The sequence below is a fragment of the Butyrivibrio sp. AE3004 genome, assembly GCF_000703165.1.
In the GTDB taxonomy this organism is placed as follows: domain Bacteria; phylum Bacillota; class Clostridia; order Lachnospirales; family Lachnospiraceae; genus Butyrivibrio.
The window spans coordinates 578615-601680 of sequence record NZ_JNLQ01000002.1 but is presented as its reverse complement, the minus strand read 5'-3'; the positions used below and the strand labels follow the sequence as shown (position 1 = coordinate 601680).

20 protein-coding genes are annotated in these 23066 nt (G+C 40.7%); 3 read left to right on the top strand and 17 right to left on the bottom strand.

Features of this window, described 5'->3' with window-relative positions; translation table 11 throughout:
- Positions 1-117 precede the first annotated feature (117 nt).
- Entirely contained in the window at positions 118-2460 is a 2343-nt protein-coding gene (locus BV60_RS0105810; protein WP_029320178.1) for a fibronectin type III domain-containing protein, read from the top strand.
- A gap of 73 nt (positions 2461-2533) precedes the next feature.
- Here BV60_RS0105810 and BV60_RS0105805 read toward each other — a convergent pair whose 3' ends face one another.
- The 8 genes from BV60_RS0105805 to BV60_RS21735 form a co-directional block, all read right to left on the bottom strand.
- Positions 2534-3313: a hypothetical protein gene (locus BV60_RS0105805; RefSeq protein WP_029320176.1), complete on the bottom strand. Its 780-nt coding sequence runs from the start codon at positions 3311-3313 to the stop codon at positions 2534-2536.
- Between the two features lie 36 nt (positions 3314-3349).
- Positions 3350-3913 (bottom strand): hypothetical protein, encoded by a 564-nt coding sequence (locus tag BV60_RS0105800; RefSeq protein ID WP_029320174.1) that lies wholly within the window; start codon positions 3911-3913, stop codon positions 3350-3352.
- Between the two features lie 169 nt (positions 3914-4082).
- Complete coding sequence (locus BV60_RS0105795; protein ID WP_029320173.1) at positions 4083-5603, bottom strand: alpha-N-arabinofuranosidase; 1521 nt, start codon at positions 5601-5603, stop codon at positions 4083-4085.
- A 36-nt stretch (positions 5604-5639) separates the two neighbouring features.
- Positions 5640-5885, bottom strand: a complete 246-nt coding sequence (locus tag BV60_RS0105790; protein ID WP_029320172.1) for a DUF6171 family protein — start codon at positions 5883-5885, stop codon at positions 5640-5642.
- Between the two features lie 331 nt (positions 5886-6216).
- Positions 6217-7752 carry a cysteine--tRNA ligase gene (gene cysS / locus BV60_RS0105785; RefSeq protein ID WP_029320171.1) on the bottom strand — a complete coding sequence of 512 codons (1536 nt, stop codon included), beginning with the start codon at positions 7750-7752 and terminating at the stop codon, positions 6217-6219.
- Positions 7753-7861: 109 nt separating this feature from the next.
- Positions 7862-8830 carry a hypothetical protein gene (locus tag BV60_RS0105780; protein WP_029320169.1) on the bottom strand — a complete coding sequence of 323 codons (969 nt, stop codon included), beginning with the start codon at positions 8828-8830 and terminating at the stop codon, positions 7862-7864.
- Positions 8827-9486 carry a hypothetical protein gene (locus tag BV60_RS0105775; RefSeq protein WP_029320168.1) on the bottom strand — a complete coding sequence of 220 codons (660 nt, stop codon included), beginning with the start codon at positions 9484-9486 and terminating at the stop codon, positions 8827-8829. The genes BV60_RS0105780 and BV60_RS0105775 overlap by 4 nt, the downstream gene beginning before the upstream one ends.
- A 36-nt stretch (positions 9487-9522) precedes the next feature.
- Positions 9523-10368 carry a hypothetical protein gene (locus BV60_RS21735; RefSeq protein ID WP_051656539.1) on the bottom strand — a complete coding sequence of 282 codons (846 nt, stop codon included), beginning with the start codon at positions 10366-10368 and terminating at the stop codon, positions 9523-9525.
- A 167-nt stretch (positions 10369-10535) separates the two neighbouring features.
- On the opposite strand from BV60_RS21735, the gene BV60_RS21730 reads away from it, so the two are divergent.
- Entirely contained in the window at positions 10536-12893 is a 2358-nt protein-coding gene (locus tag BV60_RS21730) for an Ig-like domain-containing protein (protein ID WP_051656538.1), read from the top strand.
- A 134-nt stretch (positions 12894-13027) separates the two neighbouring features.
- Here BV60_RS21730 and BV60_RS0105760 read toward each other — a convergent pair whose 3' ends face one another.
- From BV60_RS0105760 to BV60_RS20950, 5 genes are all read right to left on the bottom strand, one after another.
- A complete protein-coding gene (locus tag BV60_RS0105760) occupies positions 13028-13351 on the bottom strand; it encodes a hypothetical protein (RefSeq protein ID WP_029320163.1) in 324 nt (107 codons plus the stop codon).
- Positions 13264-13641 (bottom strand): hypothetical protein, encoded by a 378-nt coding sequence (locus BV60_RS20955; RefSeq protein ID WP_035777099.1) that lies wholly within the window; start codon positions 13639-13641, stop codon positions 13264-13266. The genes BV60_RS0105760 and BV60_RS20955 overlap by 88 nt, the downstream gene beginning before the upstream one ends.
- A gap of 114 nt (positions 13642-13755) precedes the next feature.
- Positions 13756-15603 carry a glycoside hydrolase family 13 protein gene (locus tag BV60_RS0105750; RefSeq protein WP_051656537.1) on the bottom strand — a complete coding sequence of 616 codons (1848 nt, stop codon included), beginning with the start codon at positions 15601-15603 and terminating at the stop codon, positions 13756-13758.
- Between the two features lie 221 nt (positions 15604-15824).
- On the bottom strand, positions 15825-17057 hold the full coding sequence (locus BV60_RS0105745) for a hypothetical protein (RefSeq protein ID WP_156035987.1): 1233 nt from the start codon (positions 17055-17057) through the stop codon (positions 15825-15827).
- A gap of 130 nt (positions 17058-17187) precedes the next feature.
- Positions 17188-18711, bottom strand: a complete 1524-nt coding sequence (locus tag BV60_RS20950; RefSeq protein ID WP_051656536.1) for a glycosyltransferase — start codon at positions 18709-18711, stop codon at positions 17188-17190.
- A 129-nt stretch (positions 18712-18840) separates the two neighbouring features.
- Between BV60_RS20950 and BV60_RS0105735 the strand changes: the two genes are divergently transcribed.
- Positions 18841-19704 carry a DegV family protein gene (locus BV60_RS0105735; RefSeq protein WP_029320157.1) on the top strand — a complete coding sequence of 288 codons (864 nt, stop codon included), beginning with the start codon at positions 18841-18843 and terminating at the stop codon, positions 19702-19704.
- A 72-nt stretch (positions 19705-19776) separates the two neighbouring features.
- Here the strand turns inward: BV60_RS0105735 and BV60_RS0105730 are convergent, their stop codons facing one another.
- The 4 genes from BV60_RS0105730 to BV60_RS0105715 form a co-directional block, all read right to left on the bottom strand.
- Positions 19777-20442, bottom strand: coding sequence for a hypothetical protein (locus tag BV60_RS0105730; RefSeq protein ID WP_029320155.1), 666 nt, complete (start codon positions 20440-20442; stop codon positions 19777-19779).
- Positions 20443-20590: 148 nt separating this feature from the next.
- Positions 20591-22327: an ABC1 kinase family protein gene (locus BV60_RS0105725; protein ID WP_081846594.1), complete on the bottom strand. Its 1737-nt coding sequence runs from the start codon at positions 22325-22327 to the stop codon at positions 20591-20593.
- Positions 22327-22611 (bottom strand): phasin family protein, encoded by a 285-nt coding sequence (locus BV60_RS0105720; protein WP_029320152.1) that lies wholly within the window; start codon positions 22609-22611, stop codon positions 22327-22329. Before BV60_RS0105720 ends, BV60_RS0105725 begins: the two co-directional genes overlap by 1 nt.
- Positions 22612-22657: 46 nt before the next feature.
- Positions 22658-23038, bottom strand: coding sequence for a diacylglycerol kinase family protein (locus BV60_RS0105715; protein WP_029320151.1), 381 nt, complete (start codon positions 23036-23038; stop codon positions 22658-22660).
- Between the last annotated feature and the right edge of the window lie 28 nt (positions 23039-23066).

The window sequence follows — 23066 nt, the reverse complement described above, 5'->3', positions numbered from 1 at the left end:
TTAAACACATATACCCGGTTTTTTTGACTGTATATCAGGTTTACTTTACCGTTAAATTCTCATATAATTTTATTTCGAGGGGAAAAAGTTTTATAAGGGGAAAAGGGGAACTCTATAATGAAGAAAAAATTTAAATCTCGCTTTAGGCTATTATTTTGTATAATAGCTGTCTTTAGTTTGTCTTGCCTGTTTATTCCTAAAACAGCAAAAGCAGCCAATAACGAAAGAACCATCTATTGCATTGATTCAACCGAAACAAGTATCACTGTAGACTGGTCAAGTGCTGCAAATTATTTACTGCAACAGAAAAACAAGGAATGGAAAAACAGCTATTTTGAATACTTCCAGGTAAGTATCTATGATTCAGAGGATAATACATCCCATCCTGTCTCAGGTCCCGGTGGCCCACCTCAAATAAGCGGTTCAACAAGGAGGTATACATTTACGGGGCTCGATCCCGAGAAATCCTATAACGTCTATGTCGGCTACTCTATCACCTCAAGTTCATCAGGCGGATGGAGAAGCTCCAGCTATTTGACGGGAGTAAGATTTTGTCCTGCTTCAAAAACATCCACCATGCCTGTTCTTGGTGTCAGCGGAACCACAGCTACAGTGGATTACAGGAATCTCTTAAAGGAAATAAAAAATGACTATAAGGATTATTCAAGCCTGAACATATCATGTTACCTTGGCTATGCTGATGAGGCTGACGGCAAGGATGCTGCTCTGCAAAAAGCAAAGGATATGATTGGTAAAAAAGAGCTTAAGCTAAACAAATCGCAGGCCAATTACATGTTCCGAGGTCTATCTTCGGACCACTCCTACACCGCTGTAATAGGTGCCAATATACAATATCATGATGGCCAAAAAACAAAATATAAATTCAGGTACTTCATAGCAACAGGAATTAAACCTGAAGGCATTGATGACTCCGCTACCTTCCAAAAGGCTGCGCAATTTGTACCTGCCGACACATCAACAATAGACAAAACCATGCAGGGTAAATACTTTGTTAACGGGCAGTACACGAATTCTGAGCTTTATATTAAGGCTGATTCTACAACAGACTCAATAACAATAGACTGGGGAACTCAGAAAAGCACAACAAAAAAAATCACTCCTGCAAAAGATGAAAGCACTATTGAGCTTATGCTTGTTGAGAATAAGCAATATAACCCGGAATCTGACAAAAGACAATACGGGTATTCCTATAACTACGGCCCCAATCTCAGAGAGGCTGTTAAAAGGATTGACTCATCACCGATAAAAGTAAAGAGTGGTGATACAAGCTACACCTTCAATAATCTTAAAAAGGATTGCAGCTATGGTATAGTGATGAAATGCGGGTATTCGGATACCGACAAATCAAAAGATCTTGTTTATGCCTATCTCAGAGATACAAAGACCTCAGACGGAACAGAAGGCAAGAAGCAAAGCACATACTCAAAGATCACTTCAGAGCTTCAGGGTGCATACATGTTTGATATGAATGTGCTAAGAAACGGAAGCATAGCAATTCTTGACTGGAGCAGCGCTCTGGAAAACTTTTATAATCAGGATGCGTTAAAAGATTTCAATCCACAAAACGGCTATTACTCAAATGATTATGAAAATCTTTTCACAATAGGCTATGCTGAGCTTCCGGAAAGTTGCAGCCAGCCTGACCTTGTTGCAAGCTACAATAAAGCAATAAAAATGGCAGAAGGAACTTCAGGCTATGATGCTCTTTCAGTTGAAAATTCCTATCGGAATTTCAGACTGTATGGCCTTAATCCTGATAAAAAATATATTTTTATCGTTGCCTTTAATCCAATCTGCTACAACTATGGTGACTCCATAAGTCTGTCTCGCCAGACCTTCTGCTATGATGAGAGCGGAATGAATTACTATAAAGCACAAAAGACAGGTGTTTCCTATTACGGATCAGAGCCAAAACCTTCCGGAACCACAAAGGATAAACCTTCGGGATCAAGTGATACCGGTAAGACAGATCCGTCCATGAATCCCGCCCCTTCCGATAAGTCACAGGATTCTACAACTAATAAGAATAACAGCCAAGACTCATCAAATGGTTCCGGCACTTCATCAGCTTCAGGCATACCTGTAAACAGCTGGCCCGGTGACAAAGGCTCAAATGCTGAAACCGAAATTGCCGTGAACAAAAAGGTTCCCGGCAAAGCCTGGATATCTCAGGATAAGGATACAATTGCCGCCTCAACGCTTAAGAAAAAAACACAAACAGTTACACTTACCATAAATAATTCAAAGGGTAAGATTTCTGTTAAGGACATTTCCAAAAAAGGTCTTTTGAAGAATGCTACTGTAAAAATAAAGGGCCGCAAAGTAACTATCAAGTTCAAAAAAGGCAGCAAAAAAGGTACTTACAAATTCAAAGTAACTGTCGGTGCTAAAGGAAAGATCAAAAAAACAACCGAAACAGTAAAAATAAAAGTCAAATAAACAAGCAGCAAAAAGGCACATAGTCTAGGGTAATACCAAAGACTATGTGCCTTTCATTTATAAGCAATTATGATCACTTCAATAATTCCATTATTTCATCATAAGAACTATATGGAATTTTCTCTGTTTCGGTAAGATCCAGATAACCATTATCCAGGCTAACCTTATATCTGACCATATCAGGTGCATCTTGGGCAGCAGAAAGCATAATCATCTCTTCTTCAGGAAAAGCTGCCTTAAGCATCTTAAGGTATTCCTCCTCAGATACCTCTTTGTCATCAACTATGCTATGCACAACCTCATTGTCCTCTTCATCAATCATTTCAAATTGTTCGGCAGCTAAAAACTGAACCGGTTTTGAGTCTACAATTTTGTATAAAACATATCTGTCACCCATTGGTGCACCGGTCTGAACAATAACGTTTTTCTTCTCAAAATAAGAAACAGCATGTCCCTCCATTCCGGGACCGATATCACTTGCAAGAAGAATTGCGTCCTTTCCGTCCGTGGTATATAAAAATACCTGATCTTCATCCCACGAACCTTCAGAATCTACCGCTGCAAGCTCGGGAACACTATCCTCATCCACATTTATAAGTGCAAACATATCTGCCTTTTTTTCGGAAGACAATTCATCAATCAGCTTGGAATAAACTTCCTTGTAGGATGCATCATCATTCTTTTCTGAATTTTCGGTTGTTGTATTAGCTTTGCTTAATATCTTATCTTCTGATTTAGCGGCTACACTTGCAACATTAACAAAGTCATTTTCACTACTGTTTTTCTCACCGCACGCACACAAAGCCATAAGCGCTACACACGCACCGATTAAATAAACTAATCTATTTTTCATATCCTTATTCTCCTTCAAACAATTCTAATAATAAAATCATTTTATGGTAAGCTTTGAAGTCAGCTTTTTGCCCTTTGTTTTTACGATAAAAACATAGCACAGGTATAATGTCTGTCCTTCCGTAAGAGTAATTTTCCCTGTTCTTTTTGGTATAAGATTGGAACCTTGCTTCTTATGAGCAAGCTGAAGTACTGTATTTGTGCCACCTTTTGTCTGAATTTCAACATGCTTAATACTATCTGTACCATCACCTACTTCCATCTCTGTCTGAACACCTCCATATACCTGCTCATTGCCTTTGCATTTAAGATCGCTTAGCGTAATGGTGTAGGTTTTTGTTTTAGGCGCAACAAACTTAAGATAGCCATAATATACACCACCATTTTTTTTCAAGGAAACCTTATATGTTCCGGTTTTCGGAATTGTTGTAGCTACTGTGTTGATATAGGATACATACGGGTCTGATATATCTGCGTGCTTTAAATTTAGTGTTTTGATCTTGGCTGAAACACATACAGGATCAGCCAAAAGAATTACCATTGCTAAAGCAAGCATCATTGACAACAGTTTACGTGTAATCTGCACTACTCTCCTATTCATCTTTTTCCCTCCATAAGAATATAAAAACCAAAACGCTACTCACTGTTAACTTAACATATCTTTTAAAATAAAAATATGCAAAACAGCCTATTTTGTGAAACTAAAATTCACAAAAATAGGCTGTTTATTATGTGCATTTTTATAGGGAGATCATTATTGATTATCCCGATTATTTATTTAAACGTAGCATAAGTACAGAGCATGCAGGAATCTTTACTGTTATACCACTTTCAGTCTTACTGTAGTCCTTGAATGATTCCTCTTTCACCACATCACCGTTCTCAAAGGTATTGTGATCCGCCATCTTACCTGTTACCACAGCTGCCTCTGATACAGTATAGGAAGGTCCATCCTTTGTGAAGGCAATCTCAACATCCTCTGCTGCCTCAAGTGAGTTGTTTGTAAGAGTTATTGTCACATTACCATTTTCATCCTCAGATACAGATTCGAAAATCTTAGGAAGCTCATTCTTATCCTGACCTACTGTACTGTTGTTAACAAGAACACTGTCAAGGAGAGTTGCATTCTGATGATATCTGAACATCTTGAATACATAGTAGGTAGGTGTCTTTATCATCTTCTCACCCTCAGTAAGGATTACGGACTGAAGTACGTTAACCATCTGAGCGATACATGCCATCTTCACACGGTCTGAATGCTTATTGAAAATATTAAGGTTCATACCGGCAACAAGAGCATCACGCATAGTATTCTGCTGATACAGGAAACCGGGATTTGTTCCGGGCTCAACATCAGTCCAAATACCCCATTCATCAACCATAAGGCCAATGCTCTTAGCAGGATCATACTGATCCATTATTGCTCCATGCTTGTTTATAAGCTCTTCCATAAATGCACTTCTCTTAAGTGTCTGATAGAATACTTCCTCAGTAAAATCTGTTGCAGAGCCCTTGAAGTTCCAATCATTCTCTGTCTCGGGAAGTGTATAGTAATGGAGTGAAAGCCCGTCCATAAAGCCATGGAACTGTGAAGGTGTATGGTCAAAACAGGTCTCAAGCACTTTTTGTGTCCAGTTGTAATCATCAACATTTGGTCCACAGCAAATCTTCTTAATAGGCTTAGAACCATCATAATTTCTTACATAAGTCTGATATCTTCTGTACTCGTCGGCATAGTGGGTGGGTCTCATATTTCCGCCGCAGCCCCAGTTTTCATTGCCAACACCAAGATAATCTACTGTCCAGGGCTCCTCATGTCCGTTCTCTTTTCTAAGATCAGCCATAGGTGAAACACCGTTGAAGGTCATATATTCAACCCATTCGCTCATCTCTCTTACTGTGCCTGAGCCGAGGTTAGCATTTACATAAGTCTTACATCCAAGCTGCTTTGTAAGTTCAAAAAATTCGTGTGTACCAAAGCTGTTGTCCTCGATTACTCCGCCCCAGTGGGTGTTGATCATCTTCTTTCTCTTCTCCTTTGGACCAATACCATCCATCCAATGATATTCATCCGCAAAGCATCCGCCGGGCCAGCGAAGGACCGGAATCTTCATTTCCTTAAGTGCCTCCACAACGTCGCTTCTCATACCGTTAACATTGGGAATATCAGAGTTCTCGCCTACATAAAGTCCCTCGTAAATACATCTTCCGAGATGCTCTGAAAAATGTCCGTAAATTTCCGGTGCTATTTTGGATTTCTTGTTTTCATTGTTGATAATAAGCTTTGCCAATGTGTACTCCTCCTCTGTTATTATTAAAAGTTTTTCTTACCACTTCTTTTTGGGACAATGAGCGTTTATACCAAGTGCCCTGAGCTCTACGTAACACCCGCACGCCCCGCAGGTTCCGCTGCTAAGCTTGTCACATTTTGTGCAGACAGACAGCCTGTCCTCGTAGACAGCATCAGATACCCTGTCCTCAGGTTCAATGGCATCTTTGTACTTTTGAATCATTTTCTTCTCTTCGCCTTCAATATCCCTCAGAAGACAATGTCTGCAAACTCTGGTATCCATTATCCGAATCTCTCAATGTGTATTTTAGATATTTCTAAACTATTTTATGATATTATCACATCAAAATCATTTCATCAACCCTTAAATATTACATAAACATATATATCATATTTTTGTGTTGATGGAATATTTTCGATAACACCCTCATCCGTCAGCTAAAGCTGACACCTTCCCCCTTGAAGGGGGGAAGGCTTTAGTATAGGGTTTACCCAGCATTAGTATAGGGGGGGTATCCAGAGGGGAGGGAAGGCTCTAGTATACAATTGAAAAATAGGACAATAAAACACTGCCCCCTGTGTCAAAATGACACAGGGGGCAGCCCCAAGAATAATTATACCAATGTCCACTTAACGCCTTCGCGTGTATCCTTTATCTCCACTCCCTTTGCAAGAAGTTCATCTCTGATCGCATCTGCTGTAGCAAAATCCTTTGCCTTCTTTGCAGCAGCCCTGCGCTCAATAGCATCCTTAATATATGCCTCAAGCTCGGGATCTACATCAGCAGAATCATCTGCCAGCGCATGCCCTATTAAATCAAGTGACAGCACCTTATCAAAGCTGTCCACAACAGCAAGCTTTGTAGCTGCGTTCGTATCTGCCTTAAGTATATCGTAAAGAAGAGTCACTGCCATTGAAGTATTGAGGTCGTTTGAAATAGCATCTGCAAATTTCTCCTCAAATTCCTTTTTAACATTCTCATCGATATCAGCACTACTGTTAACTGCCTCAAGGAACCTTGCAAAGCTCTCTGCATTTCTGTCAGTAATACCTGCACCAGCATTCTCGCTCTTATACTTCTCAGCTGCTGCCTTAATAGCCTCATCTGAGCCGATAAGTGCTTCAACCTTCTTAACCAGGTTATTGTAAGCAGTCACTGTGTTATCAAGTACTTCAAATGAAAATTCAAGCGGCTTTCTGTAATGTGACTGCAGGCAGAAGAATCTGTAAACAAGCGGATCATAGCCCTTCTCCTGAAGCACGGATACTGTGAGAACAGCACCCTTGGATTTGGACATTTTACCGGCTCTGTCATTTAAGTGATTTGAATGGAACCAGTATTTGCACCATCTGTGACCCAGATAACTCTCAGACTGTGCGATCTCGTTTGTGTGGTGCGGGAAAATATTATCAACACCGCCGCAGTGGATGTCTATATATTCCCCAAGATGCTTCATGGAAATGCATGAGCACTCAATGTGCCAGCCGGGATATCCGACTCCCCATGGGCTGTCCCACTTAAGCGCCTGATCTTCAAATTTTGACTTCGTAAACCAGAGAACAAAATCCGTCTTGTTTTTCTTGGCTGTATCCTCTTCCACATCATCACGAACACCAACTGCGAGCTGCTCTTTTTCTATAGCGGATGAAAAAACATAGTAGTCATCAAGCTTGCTGGTATCGAAATACACGTTACCTCCTGCAACATATGCAAAGCCCTTTTCCAGAAGAGTCTCTACCATATGAATAAACTCAGGTATGCAATTGGTTGCAGGCTCAGTGATATCTGGGCGCTTGTTGCCGACAGCATCAAAATCCTTAAAGAATGCCTTTGTATAAAAATCCGCAATCTCCATTACTGTCTTGTGCTCACGCTTAGCACCTGCAAGCATCTTATCTTCGCCTGTATCAGCATCTGATGAAAGGTGTCCCACATCAGTGATATTCATAACACGCTTAACATCGTAGCCACAGTATTCAAGTGCCTTGATAAGAGCATCCTGCATGATGTAGGTTCTGATATTTCCTATATGTGCGAAGTGATAAACAGTAGGTCCACAGGTATACATGGAAACCTTACCCTCTTCGTTTGGTTTAAACTCTTCAATTGTTCTTGAAAGAGTATTATAAAAGCTGAATTTATGTGCCATTTTTGAACTCCTTGATATCTATCGATGTTTCATATAATTACGCATCAAAGCAAATTATATCAGATAAAATGTGTTTTTTACAGTATTTGCATGGTTTGGATATTCAAATTTACTTTCTGAATACCACCCAGTTATGTGACCAGGGCACAGGAAGTCCGAAAAGTGTCCTTACTTTGCCGGTAGCCTTTCTGTACCAGGAATAGTTCCAGCCCGCACCCATGTCCATATACACCGCATTGGTGACTCCAAGCCTTTTAAGCTCAGCCATGAACTCATCAAAATGCGTCATCTTGACCGAATCTATTACACATAGATTTCCGTTCAGTTCAGCAAGAGTTCTATAGCATCTGGCTCTCGGTCTGTCAAAATCCATTACCGCCTTTTTATTATCGATCATTGCAAGCTGCATGAAGCCGTCACCGCCTGCCTCTGCTGCCTTCTTAATTGCCTCCGTCTTATCCTTGAACTCGTATCCGAATTTGCCGTCCGCAAAATAGAAAGCTCCGTCTGCATCCCTGTCATAAGGACTGTCAAAAAATTCTCCGTGGGATGCGTGATCGCCTTCGATGTTATCCTGGGAAAAAGTCAGCTCCACTGCATGCTGAAAAGCCCCTCCGCAGCACCAGGTTATTGACTCATCATTTTTTGAGGGACGTTTTCCGCACTCCATCTCAACGGTTTTATATTCCGGGAAAAACACATAAACCTTATCCGTCTTATAAACAGTAGTCTCATCTCCCGGCAGGATTTCCTCCACTGCCATGTTTCTCGCATCTATGCTCTCAGGAATATCAACATGATACTGGGATATCAGTCCCATGAAAATAAAAATAAATGCCGGAAGTACAAGAAACGAGGTCATATAGCACAGATGATAAACAAGCTTAAAGGGCTTAAACTTTAGCTTTTCAGGGCCCCACAAATAGGTTATGAGCGCTATACTCTGAAAAACAGGAAGCGTCCAGTAAACAATATAGGGTGCTGACATCTGCGCAACAAAGAAGGTCGTATATGCTCCAAAGGAAAGAAGTGCCATGGACATAAGCCACATGCCAGACAAACGTTTTTTAATACTCATCTGTTTTTCCTCCCCTCTCTCTTCTGTTTCAGCAGTTCCTGTCTAAGAACCTTAAAGGAATCAAGCTGGGATTCGATACTGACAATAAGAAGAAGTATGGCAATATCCGTCAGATACCTTAGTCCGTTTTCCCAAAGTATCGATTTTGCAAAATCCAGATTACTGTTTGCTATTATCAGAATAACGTATACCACAAGTTTATAGATTATGGCGATGCGGTTTAAAACAACATTTCCGGGATTGCCGTTTTTGGCATAATTTATTATAAAATGATTGATCGTGATGATGATTGTCATAAGAAAAGACATTCCGGCTGCTGCCAGATAAATACTGCCCTGAACGCCGATGACCAGATATGTATCAAAATCCTCTTCCCCCCAGAGCTGCCCAAGGACCATGTAGGCTTCCTGATACATCAGACAAAACAATACTCCGCCCATCATTCCTTTTGCAACATCCCAGCTGTACTTCTTGTATGCCAGGTACATACAGACTATCGTAACGAGCTTTAACATAACTTCAAACATTGCAAATTTATCATCCTGTGAACGGATAAGAATAGCTGTAATAATGCTGGTTATAACAGCAAACAGACAGGCTGCGAGCATCAGATATTCGTTTAAAAAAATAGACTCTTTTTCTTTTTCTTTTTCCATTTATTCCCCCAAACATCAACCTAAGTATTTATATATTCAATCATCTTCTTCGGGATTATCATACTCCGTTTTTTCTTCCTTAACGATCAGCTTCATAATCCTGCTATGATGAATAACAAACACTCCCGCCAGAAGGAAAATATGCGTATAAAATGCCCCGACTATGTAGTAATTCCTTTCAAGCAAAAATCCCATTCCAAACCCGAAGAAGCACATTCCGCCGCAGAGAATCATGCATAATAAAAGAAGCGGCATCCTTAAAAAAGCATTTTTTATCGCTACAAGAAAATCCATAAATGAGGCATCAAAGTAGACAAATCTACCAACCATAAGTCCAAGGTAATACATCATAACAGGGCTGTACTCACTCTCGTCTCCGATAACATTCAGATAGAGCAGGATAATGATAACGTAGAACATTCCGAGCATCCTGATAGATGCCTTTTCATCCTTGGAAATACGACCAAGAGGAATGACAAGTTTATCAAGAAGTGTATTAAGCACGCAGGATAAGCATATTAAAAGAAGCAAAACAAAATCTTTCCCATCACTCCAGGCACGATAGAACAATCCTGATATCGGTCCTAAGTGACCTGCTCCATCCTGCATCAACACAAAAACATGATTAAACACAACATAAGAACAGGCAAAAGACATAACCGAAGTGCCTGAAATAATCATCTCATAAAAAAGCTGAGTGTATTTATGAAACTTTTCAGGAACTGCATATTTTCTCTCACTCCTTGGCAAAAAGGATACAGAAACCTCCGCTCCTCCCAGCAAAACAAAATTGCAGACAAGGACTCCCAGTAATCCCACAGCAAAAAATAAAAGCTTTTGAATCCAGGTAAAATCAGGATTTAAATATGCATCTATTGTCATATACATGTATCTCCTTTGAAATTTCTTTTCATAAAAGCATATCACATTTTGAAATAAATTATGAATTTTTTACGGTGAGTTAATTGATTATTCATTTTGCGGGTCTTAAGTTAATTATAGTCGGATGAAACACTAACCAAGTTTCTTATGTGTGAGGGAAATGTATTATGAAGAAAAGAAAAGAGAAAAAAGGAAACACCAGGTTACTGAAATTTTTATCCTTATATCTGGTACTGACATTACTAATGACCGGTATAACCTTTATCCCCGGAAATTATGCGATTGCTGTAAAAGCCGCGCGCAGACATCCAACAGGAGACATAGCTCAGGCTACTGTACCAAAAATAAATGAGCCCATTATCTTAGAGGGTAAAGAAGCGAAAAAGCTGCAAAAGCAGCTCCTTGCAAGTCCTGCCTACAAGCTGGGTGAATATGCAAATCTTCTTAGTGATTTTGAGAAGGATCTATACAAGCTTTATGTAAAGACAATCTTCAATGCAGCTCCAAACGGCACAACAGAAAAGGTTGCCAAAGAAAAGTACACTTCTGTTGTAGAAGTTTCTGCAGCTTCTTACAACGCTCTTATGAAAATAATTGATAATGACGATAATTGGGATGTTGAATATCAGCATATATGGGAAGCATCCTATGCTGATTACATCGACAAAGTTGAACCCATAATCTGTGATATTGAAGGAGGTATAACTCCTATTTCCGCAAATGGTAAATACTATTTCCAGGCCTACGGAGTCACAAATTATGCCGCAAACCCGGATACCCTGAATGCAAAGCTGGAAAATGCAGCTAACAGATTCCTTGCAAGTATCAAAAACGGAACATCCGATGCGGAGACGGAATTGCTGATCCATGATGCACTTATCGATAATATTACCTACGATGACGCCGGAGCTAAAGACGGGCTTCTTTGCCACACCGCATATGCTGCCCTTGTGGAGGGGCTTGCTGTATGCGATGGTTACTCCTCAGCCCTTTCATATTTACTTAAGAAAAAAAATATTGATTCCCTTGTTATGTCCGGCATGGCAGGCGGAGGCGGACATGCCTGGAACAGAGTAAAGCTCGGCTCTGACTGGTATGAAGTTGATCTTACCTGGGATGATAGCGATGACCCTAATGCTACAGAGGAAGCCCGTCATGAATTCTTCAATATAACAACCTCTAAGATTGAAAATCTGGGAGACAAGTATAGTCACCTCCGTAAATCACCATATATTGGCGAGCTGATGGATTCTCCCGAAGCAACAGGAACAACCTACAACTATGAATACATGAAGGAGCACTATCCGTATTCATCAGTTAAGGCTACCAAAATTACTACAGATATTACATCAAAAACATTAAAGGTTGGTGAATCAGTTACAGCTACAGCCACTCTTACTCCTTCCGATGCTACAAACAAATATGTAAAGTGGCTGACTTCCGACTCCTCCGTCGCTGATGTTGACGGCGGCGTGATAACAGGAATACATTCAGGTACTGCAACAATAACTGCTGTCGCAGGATCAGATAATAAAGTAATAGCGCCCATACAGATAACCGTTTATCAGCCTGTTACAGGCTTAACGCTTGATAAGACAAATCTTTCATTAAGAGTTGGAGAAACGGCACCCTTAACATCAACAATCATTCCTGCGGATGCAGATGACAAAACTGTTACATGGTCTTCGTCAGATGAAGCCGTTGCTACTGTAGCAAATGGCACTATCACCGCAGTAAAAACCGGAACAGCCACAATTACTGCTACTTCACACTACGATAATTCAATAACCGCTACCTGTAAGGTTACAGTAATTATCCCCGTAGCAGGACTTACGCTCGATAAGAATGCCCTTTCGCTGAAGGTTGGCGAAGCAGCAATCCTGACACCTACTATCACGCCTGAAAACGCAGATGACAAGACCATTATATGGACATCATCAAACGAAGCTGTTGCCACAGTAGCAAACGGAACAGTAACCGCAATCGGCTCAGGTACAGCTGTCATAAAAGCTACATCAAACGAAAACAGTTCTATAGCTGCTACATGCTCTGTTACCGTTTCCAAGGCAGCCGGCGCTGACATAACCACAGGAACCGATAAATCAGCCAACACCTTCAAGGTTATTTCAGGAAGCGATAATAATGTTTCCTATACCGGAAATGGAAATAAGAAGGCTACATCACTAAGCATCCCTTCAACTGTATCCGATGAAAACGGTATCACCTACACTGTAACCGAGATAGGTGCAAAAGCACTTAAGGGCCGCTCAAAGCTTAAGAAGCTCACAATCCCTGCAACCGTTACAACAATCAGATCAAAGGCATTCTCCGGATGCAAAAAGCTTGAAAAAATTACCATTAACGGCAACAACCTTAAGACCATAGAAAGCGGTGCCTTTAGCGGCATTTCGAAAAATGCAAAATTCACAATAAAGACTTCCAGCAAGTCAGCCTATAAGACTCTCGTAAAGAGAATCAAGAAGTGCGGCGGTAAAAACGCCACATTCAAGTGGAAGAAGTCGTAAAAAATAAATTTTTAGCAAGGCATGACTTCTTGAACGCAAAACATTACAATGCGTTCGGAAATCTATAGAATAAAGGGATGTCACTTTAGCAATTTACTAAAGTGCATCCCTTTTTTCAAAATTCTTGTTTGAACTTATTTTACTTTTATTTTTACTGTCTCGGTGGTCTTCTTTATCTTTCCTTTTCCTCCGACAGTAATCCTGAATTTATATGTGCCCTTAGGAGCACCCTTCTTTAGCTTTACTGTAACAATTCTTCCCTTGATTTTTATTGAAGAATTGTGCTTACATTTTCCTGATGAAACATCAACAGCTTTTATCTTGCCCTTTGAATTCTCAATCTTAAACTGAACTTTCTGAGCTTTTTTCTTTAAGTCAGAAGCTGATATTTTGCTGCTATCGCAAAGAATCCATGCCTTGTTCTTCTTTTGCTTATTAACAGCCTTCCATTTATCCAAAGAGCCGGATCAACATTTATGGCATTTTTCATGGCATCATCGGCAGTGCATGGCATTTCACAATATCCAAGCTGGAAGGTTTTAAAATACAGATTATTACAACCTTCTTCCTTATACTCCCTTCTTAAATCATTTACAGCATCTGACCAGTCGATCGTTACTGAATCCTGCGTAGCATCAATTTGATAGATAGTACTGTTGTACGCTTTAACCGTGATTGATTTGCCAAGAACATGCAGACAAAAGATAGCCATTACACAAAGCAACAGCCTTTGAAGATTTTTCCCCATTTTAATTCTCCCTCTTTATTTTTTTCCCCTCAAAAAAGACTCCAGCCATAATGTTGGCCAGAGTCTTTATTATATCGCATTTTAATTTTTTAGAAATAAATTTCAACCAGAACCTCACTCAGTTCTGAATCTGTAGATTCTCGTCTCATAAGGTCTGTACATTCCATGTCTTACAGCATAGGTGCACAGTTCGCTTCTCATAAGGTCATGGAACATATTGTCCTTTCCCGTTTCATTGGGATAATCATGATCAGTTTTTCGGAGCAGGTTCTTGGTGTCAATAATATGCTGGTTTGCAAGTCCCTTTGTTACTGCAGAATTATAAAATTCATTAAACCCTTCCTCATAACTCATGTACTGCTTTCTGTCAGGATAATTGCACAGCATAAGCTGTCCCTTTTTACCGATGTATTTTTCGGGAATACTGACCTTTACCGGAAATCGTGCAAAAGAGCATACAATCAGATAGCTGACCTTTCCGTAAGTTCTCTCATACATGTAAATATTGGGGTCGTTTGGGTAATATTCCTTGTAATCTCCATAAAGCAATGCCTTGGAATTCTTCCTTAGCTCAAGGCATTTCCTGTAAAAGTTGAGAATGCTGAAATCATCCTTTTCCTCAGCAGCCACGTTTATCTTCCTGTAATTGGGATTAACATAAAACCACGGTTTTGCTTTAGAAAAACCTGCATATTTTGAGTCATCCCACTGCACAGGAGTGCGTGCGGAATCTCTGCTGGACAAATGAATTCTCCTAAGTCTCTTCTCCACAGAATCCTTTAAATGATAGGTGTGGTAATTGGTCTTACTGGATACATCCACATACTTGTCGATAGAATTCAGGCGTATATTGGTCATCCCAATCTCCTGCCCCTGATAGATAAAAGGGGTGCCCTGTAAAAAGAGGTAGCTCGCAGCAAGCATCGTACCGCTCTCTCTGTGATAGTGCTCGCTTCCGTAGCGGCTTATGATCCTTGGATGATCATGATTTTCAAGATAAAGTGAATTCCATGCTTTTCCTGAAAGAGCAGTCTGCCATTTGGTAAATGCCTTCTTTAATTTCACAAGAGAAAAAGGTCTGTGAATGTACTCAGTGTATATACAGTCTGCCATCATATGGTCAAAGGAAATCATCATATCAAGTGATTTATTTTCGCCTGTCAGATACTTAAGGGCAGAATTAACGGTTGTCATCGGGCCTTCGCCTATCTGAAAGCAGTCATATTCTTTACATACCTCCCTGAATTCGGCAAGATATTCATGGATATGCGGACCGTCCTTGTAATAGGGCATTCCGTTTACAGCGGGCAAAAAAGGAATTCCGTTCGGAAGTCCTTCCTTTTTCGATATGAAATTTATGACATCCTCTCTAAAGCCATCAACTCCCATATCAAGCCAAAATCGCATTATGGACTTTACCTCCTCACGTACCTTTGGATTGTCCATATTAAGATCAGGCTGCTTTTTTGCAAAAATATGAAGGTAATACTGTCCGCGAAGCTCATCATATTCCCATGCTTTTCCCTCAAAAAGGCTATCCCAGTTATTGGGTTTGTCACGCCAGATATAGTAATCACTGTAGGGATTATCCTTACCTTTACGGGACTCCTTAAACCATGGATGCTCATCTGAAGTATGATTAACAACCAGATCCATGATTACCTTAAGCCCCAGTTTGTGAGCCTTATGAAGTACCTTCTTAAACTGATCCAGTGTTCCGTAATCCGGATGGATATCCTTATAATCAGAAATATCATACCCAAAATCCGCATTCGGAGAAGGGTATAAGGGTGAAAACCAAATACCGTCAACGCCAAGAGCTTTCACATATTCAAGCTTGTCATACACGCCGTAGAGGTCACCTATTCCGTCACCGTTCCCATCCGCAAAGCTTCGAACCCAGATCTGGTAAAAAGCCATTTTCCTGTACCAGTCTTTTTCTCTTACATTTTCATTACCCATATCTGCCCCTTTTAAAATTTATCATATAAGCATAATCGCATTATGACCTTTTGGCACTATCTGTAACTGATGATACGAATTGCTCCGTTTCTTCGAAACTCGCGCAATTCTAAAACATATAAGAGTAACCGGCTGAAAATTCAGCCGGTTACCTGGAAGTCTATATATATTATAACATTATTCAAAACGATAAGAGTCAAAAGTAGATTTTTTTGCCTCCGTTATTTAAAGTTTTTAAGAGGTACAAACTTAACCTCAACGTCACCTTCTGCCTCCATATTGGAAAGGTCCATATTATAATCTTCTTCTGTAATCTCTTCCCAGTTTTCTGCAGCGTCATCGTAGCTGACTGACCACTTATGCTCAGCTGTGTCTGTCTCGTCAAGCTTTATTGCATACTGAGGTATAAACTCAGTTGTATTGCTTGAAAGAATAGATGATTTGATAACACTAACACCTGCGCTTTCAAGAATGTACTCTCTTACTCCGTAGCCGTTCGCCTTGAAATAATCTCTGAAATTTCCTGAAACAACATGAGCGGGCTTTCCGTCCACACTGGCAAACATATCATATATCTGTCCGGTCTCTATATCACCTACAAACATTTCATCCACGCCGTTACTGTTACTGTCGAAGTAAGCAATTCCCATTGTTTCCATAGGATCCTTTGCATCATCCCCCTGAGTTACAGCATAGTATACGGGGCTTAAATCAGCTGCTTCAAGCTCATTTGCATCCTTGGCATTCTCAATTATCCCGACTATTTCTTTTGCTTTATCTGCGAAAATAGTCTCACCCTTTGTGCCTGCACCGTCAACATATTCTCCGCCCTGATCAGGCTCAAGTGTTGCAACTATATCTCTTGCGCCTTCATATAAAGCTCTGTAGGCTTCTGGCATTTCGTCGTTTTTCTCATAATCCCACTGCACATCTGAAGGATACTCTATAAGAACGTTATAAACCTGGCCGTCTTTGTCTGTAAGTTCGCCAATCTTTGTTCTCATTCCGCCGTAATCTTCAAAGCTTGTGGTCACATATATACCAAAACAGAACCCGCCGAATTTAGCATCATAGCTTTCCTTTTCGTAGACATTTATTTCACCGTCCTTGCAGAATGCAATGTATTTTCCCTCAAGCTCCGCAGGCATCGTGATAGACATAAAGCCATTTGAAATCTTGCCATTGGCATCAGGAGCGGTCTCCTCTCCGATAGTAAACTCATCCACAAATCCATCGCCTTCTGCCCCGGCATCTTCTGTATTTTCCTCAGTGCTCTCTGAATCGGTTGCCGTATCCTCTGTTTCTTCAGCGCTTTCCGCATCAGCAGTCTCTGATGCGCTTTCCGTAGCTGCAGGCTCCGCTCCGTTTTCAGCCGGTGTAGTCGCACCCACGCTGCCGCAACCTGCCATAACCAACATGCATCCCATTACCAATACTAAAACTCTGTTCTTCATTTTTCCCTCCTCGCAGAAAAAAACATATTTACAGGCTCTGTTTTCAAAAGCCTCTGCATACATATTTAGTACAGTATCATCCTAACAGTAAAAGTCCAACAAATGTCCAACAATACCGGAATAAATCAGTCTATTTCATTCCATTAATACTGTTGTCCAATCCTTCAAGGACACTTTTTCCGGCAAATTCCATACTCTTAATAACACCGTTCTTAGTCTTTTGGGTCAGTTCCTTTGCATTTTCCGAAAGCTCCTTCACACTTTCGGGGAGTTTTTCCTTGATCTCCTCAAGGTTCTCCTTAACATCCTCCTTGAAGTCATCAAAGTTTTCCTTCATACCTTCATAAAGGTTTCTCGGAATATCAAAAATATGCTCTGTTCCCTTAACGATCAAGGATGCTGATTCAAGGAAATAATCTGAACTCTGCTTTTTCTTTTTCAAAAGAGAACCGTCCCTTACTCTTTCACAGATTATTCCATAGCGTTCATATGCTTCATGAACAGCATCATCCCAGGATATATAGATTTCGTCCATTGCATGCTGTCCAACATCATGTACAGCATCAAGATCTGCCGACACCTCTTTTAAAAGCGCTGCCATTGATTCGGCATTCTCCTCAATGAGATATCCGTTCCTGCCATGAGTTATTCCCTCTGCTGCGCAGGACCCTTTTATCAGTACACTTCCAAGTCCGCAGGCTGCTGCCTCTCTGACAACAATTCCGTTGGTATCGTATACAGACGGAAACAGGAAAAGATCCGCTCTTGTATTCCATGCACGAAGCACATCTCTGTCGTGAATCGGGCCTGTAAAAATAATTTTGCCGGGAGTGCTTCCTTCTGTAATCTGTCCATCCTCAGTAACCATGGAAATGCCATACTCTCTGATCTTATCCTTCATTTCCTCAAGGTCGGCTCCGCCTCCGACAAATACCATTCGGTAATCGGTGCCTCCAACAGACAGCTTTTTCATAGCATCTATAATGATCGGAAGTCCCTTGTACTTCATCATTCTTCCTACAAACAGGAACATGGGAACAGCTTCCGGAAGGTCATATCCTTTTGTTACTTCCATAACCTTATCTTCCGCAACTCTGCCCTTTGCAAAGTCAACTCCGTTATTCATAACATGAAGATCACCCTCATAACCAAGTGACTTCAGATTCTCGCCTGCGCCTTCCGAAACCACCCATACCTCATCACAGGCCTCGATATTCTTAACCATGGCTTTTATGGTTTCCTTTTTAAGAAAGCCTTCTCCCACGGCTCTTGCAATATCAACATCGAACTTGGTGTGATATGTAAAAACAATAGGAGCGCCCGTTTCCATCTGAAGTATTCTCGCCATAACCGTTGAGGCTGCAGGACAATGCGTGTGGATGATATCAGGTCCGAATTCCGCCATCTGCTGAATTTCACGCATGGCAAGTGGATTTCCCGCACGATATCCGGCAACAAAATCCGTTGTATCTATACTGTTATACGGAATTACCCTGTAAGGATAACCTTCATAAACCGCATCAGGATATCTGGGGGTCCCCACTATCACATCTGCCCCGATATCTTTTGTTAGTATTCTTCCGTAATTCATAACCACATTGGCAACACCGTCAATTATCGGTGGAAATGAATCGTTAAGTAAACATATATTCATGCAACGTCCCCTTCGCTATTTTCATATACTCACAAATAATTGTGCTCACGCTTACCTGTTATACTATAACATGCACAAATGTGGTATAATATACTACATTATTTTATAACTTTTGTGGAGGAATGAATAGTGAGTTTTACTGTGTTTGCGGATGGATGTGCCAATCTGCCGAAACAGCTGTTGGACGGAATAACCCTTTTACCCTGTGACTATCTTGTAAATGATGTGCCTGTAACTTATACAGGCGATATAGAAGATTTTGATGGTCATACTTATTATGAAGGTCTAAAAAACGGGGACAAGGTAAAAACAAGCCTTCTTAATACAGCATTATTTTTGGATCATTTTTCACCCATAGCAAGTAAGGGTGGAGATATTATTTATATCGCAATGAGCTCCGGTATCAGCGGAACCTATAATGCCGCCATAGCCGCTGCTTCAGAACTTATGGAGGAATATCCGGACTGTTTCATACATATTGTTGATTCACATGGCTGCGGTTTTGGCAATGGTATTCTGGCATTAAAAGCCGCAAAGCTTAATAAGGAAGGCGTTGATACAAAAGAGGCCGCAAGAATTCTTGACGAGGCTGTTCCTCACGCCTGCCAGTACTTCACCGTAGACGATCTTAATTTCTTAAAAAACACAGGTCGTGTAAGCGGTGTTACAGCACAGATAGGAACTATTCTTAACATAAAACCCATTCTGTTCGGAGACAGCACAGGGCATATCATCTCCTGCGACAAGGTCAGAGGCCGTAAGAACGCTATAAAGGCTATTATTCAAAAATATGCGGAAAAGAGGATGGACACAGACGATCAGACGGTCTGCATTTCCCACGGTGACTGCATTGATGATGCCAATAAGCTCGCTGACATGGTAAGGGAAATAAATCCTGCTGCCAATATCACTATCTGTCAGCACGAACCATTCTCCGGCGCACATGTAGGACCCGGAATGCTCGGACTTTTCTTCTGGGGTAAAGAACGATAAAGAATGACTTTCTGAACGAAAAAAACTGCCACACTTATTATCATTAGTGTGGCAGTTTCTATTTTGCTTATGTCAGATAATTTTACCTGCTACAATAAAGCCTCTCTTCGAGCTTCCGAATCCGGCCTGAACATAATCTATCTGGTTCTGCTTCCAGCTGGAGTATGTTGATGAAGATATCTGTCCGTTTCTAAGCCCTGCGACTCCGACATATACACCTTTAACACCATTCTTCACATACACTTTGTACTCATATTCACAATGATCTCTCCAGTTGAACGAATATGATTTCTTGTTATATTTTACTTTCACTTTATACAGTTTTGAGCTATTCTCTTTATCAAATCCACCTTTCCACTTCACACCCTTAAGATCTCCTCCATTTTTGTTGATAAAAACAGGCGTGAAATCCAGAATACTCGTACGGCCCTTCTTTTTGCAGTCTGCAAAAGTATTCAAAAATCCGTTCTTTGTCAGCTTCGGAGTATCCAATTTTATTCTTACAGAATAAACATCATAACCTTCATCACGATCTGTAATCAGCTCCGAAGTAATTGAATAAGATGCACTGCGAACAGGCCCACCCTGATAATAGATTGCCTTAACACTACCTGAATAGCCAATATCAACCTTTACAGGAGCTGCAGATGCAGTTATCGGTGTAAAAACACAAGCAAGTGTCAGTACCAAAACAAAAGACAGCAGTGATTTAAATCTTTTTCCTATTCTACTTGTCATAAAAACACCCCTCTTATCAAAAGAAACACAATACTATGATTGTATTATATCCTTTTTACTAGAGAAAAAAAAAACTTTTGCACAATTTAATACTTGAATATAGTATTTTTAATGATGTCTTTATAACTGTTTCACAAGAAATTTATATTTACCTTTTTCTTCGTCTCCTGCGAGCCAATATCTTAAGTCCGATGTTTCTTAAAATCAAAAATCCGCTCACAATCATCGCAAAAGAAAAACCCACCGCTCCAAGCACCGGAATCCCGAAAATTCTCGGTTCCATTGATGTAGTACACATAACACTTGACGCTATTAGCAGTGCAGCAACGCCAAGTCCTATGACCATATTTCTGATTGATGAATAAATAAGTTCATCAAATTCCTTGGAGGGATTGATGTTGATATTTACCTTACTCTGTCCGGCAAGGTATTCCTTCATAACCTGGGATGTCAATGCGGGAATCTCTATTCCCCTGTCTGCTGCCCTGTACAACGCTCGTCCGTACTTGGAAAGCTCATCCCTGATATTCAGGTTTTCAACGAAATCATCCATGATCCTGGATGTAGCAATCTGCATCATATTTATATCAGGGCTGATGGTTGCAAGTACTCCCTGAACATGCGCAAGTCCTCTGCAAAGCATTGTCATGCCATGTGGAAGTGCAATTCCGTTTTCCTTCATTATATCCATCAGACACTGAAGTGCTGCGGCGATATCAAGACTACCGAATGCCACAGAACCGTATTGGTCAAGAAAAGCCTTTATTTCAACATATAGCTTATCCCTATCGGGCGTTCCGCTAACATCTCCAAGATCAATTACCGCATTCACTGTCGCCTGAATATCATGCATGGCAATACTTCTGACACCGCGAACCATGAGTCGTCTGTCTCTGTCGGAGAGACGTCCCATCATTCCCATGTCTATCCATATAATCTTGCCTTCACATATTTTGACATTTCCCGGATGAGGATCTGCATGAAAAAATCCGTCATCCATTATCTGCTTGATAAAGCTGTTTACGAATTTGACACCGATCTCATCAAGATCATAACCATGAGTAGTCAGATATTCCACATCGTCTATTGAACATCCGCCAATGTACTCCATTACCAGAGCTTTGTCGGTTGTATATTCGATGTACATGTCGGGACAGCCCACATATTTTATGTCCTTGTTATTCTTTTTAAATTCCGCAATATTGCATGCTTCCTTAAAAAAGTCCATTTCCTCGCGGGCAACCGCCCACATCTCATCAAGGACCATATCTAGATCAACGATATTTTTTATATCTCCGACAGGCGGCATAAGCTTCACCAGTCGATGTAAGAGACTTATATCCCTCGACATAACGTCGAAGACGCCTTTTCTTTGAACCTTTATAATGACGTCCCTGCTCTTGCCGTCAGCAGGCTCCTGCTTAAGGGTTGCTCTGTGAACCTGAGCAATCGACGCGGAGCCGAGAGGCTTTTTATCAATCCACTCAAACACATCGGTATAGGTGCATCCATAGGATTCCTCCAAGACCTCAATAACCTCGGAAAAAGGCATTGGCGGCGCATCAAAATTAAGCTTGGCCAGTTCATCACAATAACGCTTCGGAAGTATGTCTGAATGCATCGACATGATCTGCCCAAGCTTAATGTATGTAGGGCCAAGCTCTTCTAAAATAATACGAAGTTTTTCAGGCGAAATGCCTCTGGTGATCTTATTCCTGGCAAGTACTCCCCGGATTTCCCTGAATCTGGCATTGTCCTCTGCGCTACGATGCCTGTCCTCCTTAGGAGCCTGCCCGGCGGCAGCAGCCTTTTCGGCTTCTGCCTTGTCAGCCTGGGCATCGGCTATTTTTCTGAATTTACTAACAATATCTGTTAAATCTGCCATTATTTATTCTCTGCAGCCGCAATAAGTTCCTTGAGCTTATTAAGCTCTTCGGATGATAATCCCTCAACAACCTTTGAAAGATCCTTCTCCTCGTTCTCCTTCTTACCGGTGCTCTCCTTAACAGTACGCTTTAATTCCTGATTGAGTGCCTTTCCCTGTTCTACAGTGATCTCACCCTTTTCAACCATCTCTTCAAGAATTTCTCCTGCCTTCTCAGCAGTAAGTGCTACCGCTCCAACACCCGCAAGCAGGATTTTTTTAAGTCCGTCTGTAAGATTGTCCATGATTCTCCCTCCTTAAGATAAATAGATTTCCCTATGAAATGATGCTTTATAAAAACAGATTCCATAGCTTTGGAAAAAAGATAATACCACCCATAACTGCTGCAAAAATTGCACTAATAAGAACTGCGCCCGCAGCTGCATCCTTGGCCTTTTTCGCAAGTGGCTTTCTCTCCTCTGTAACCAGGTCAACCACTGCCTCAATTGAAGTATTCACAAGCTCAAGACTCATTACAAGTGCAAACAAAATAATGCAGAAAAACCATTCGAGTAAAGATATCTTAAGAATTATCCCGAATATAACCACCAGTACAGTTACAGCACAGTGGATCTGCATATTGCGCTCATGAAGAATTGTGTTAAAAATCCCTTCAAACGCATATCCAAAACTCTTATAAAGTTTGATTTTCTTGGGTTTCTTATTATCCATATAATAATAGTATATATTTTTATTAGCG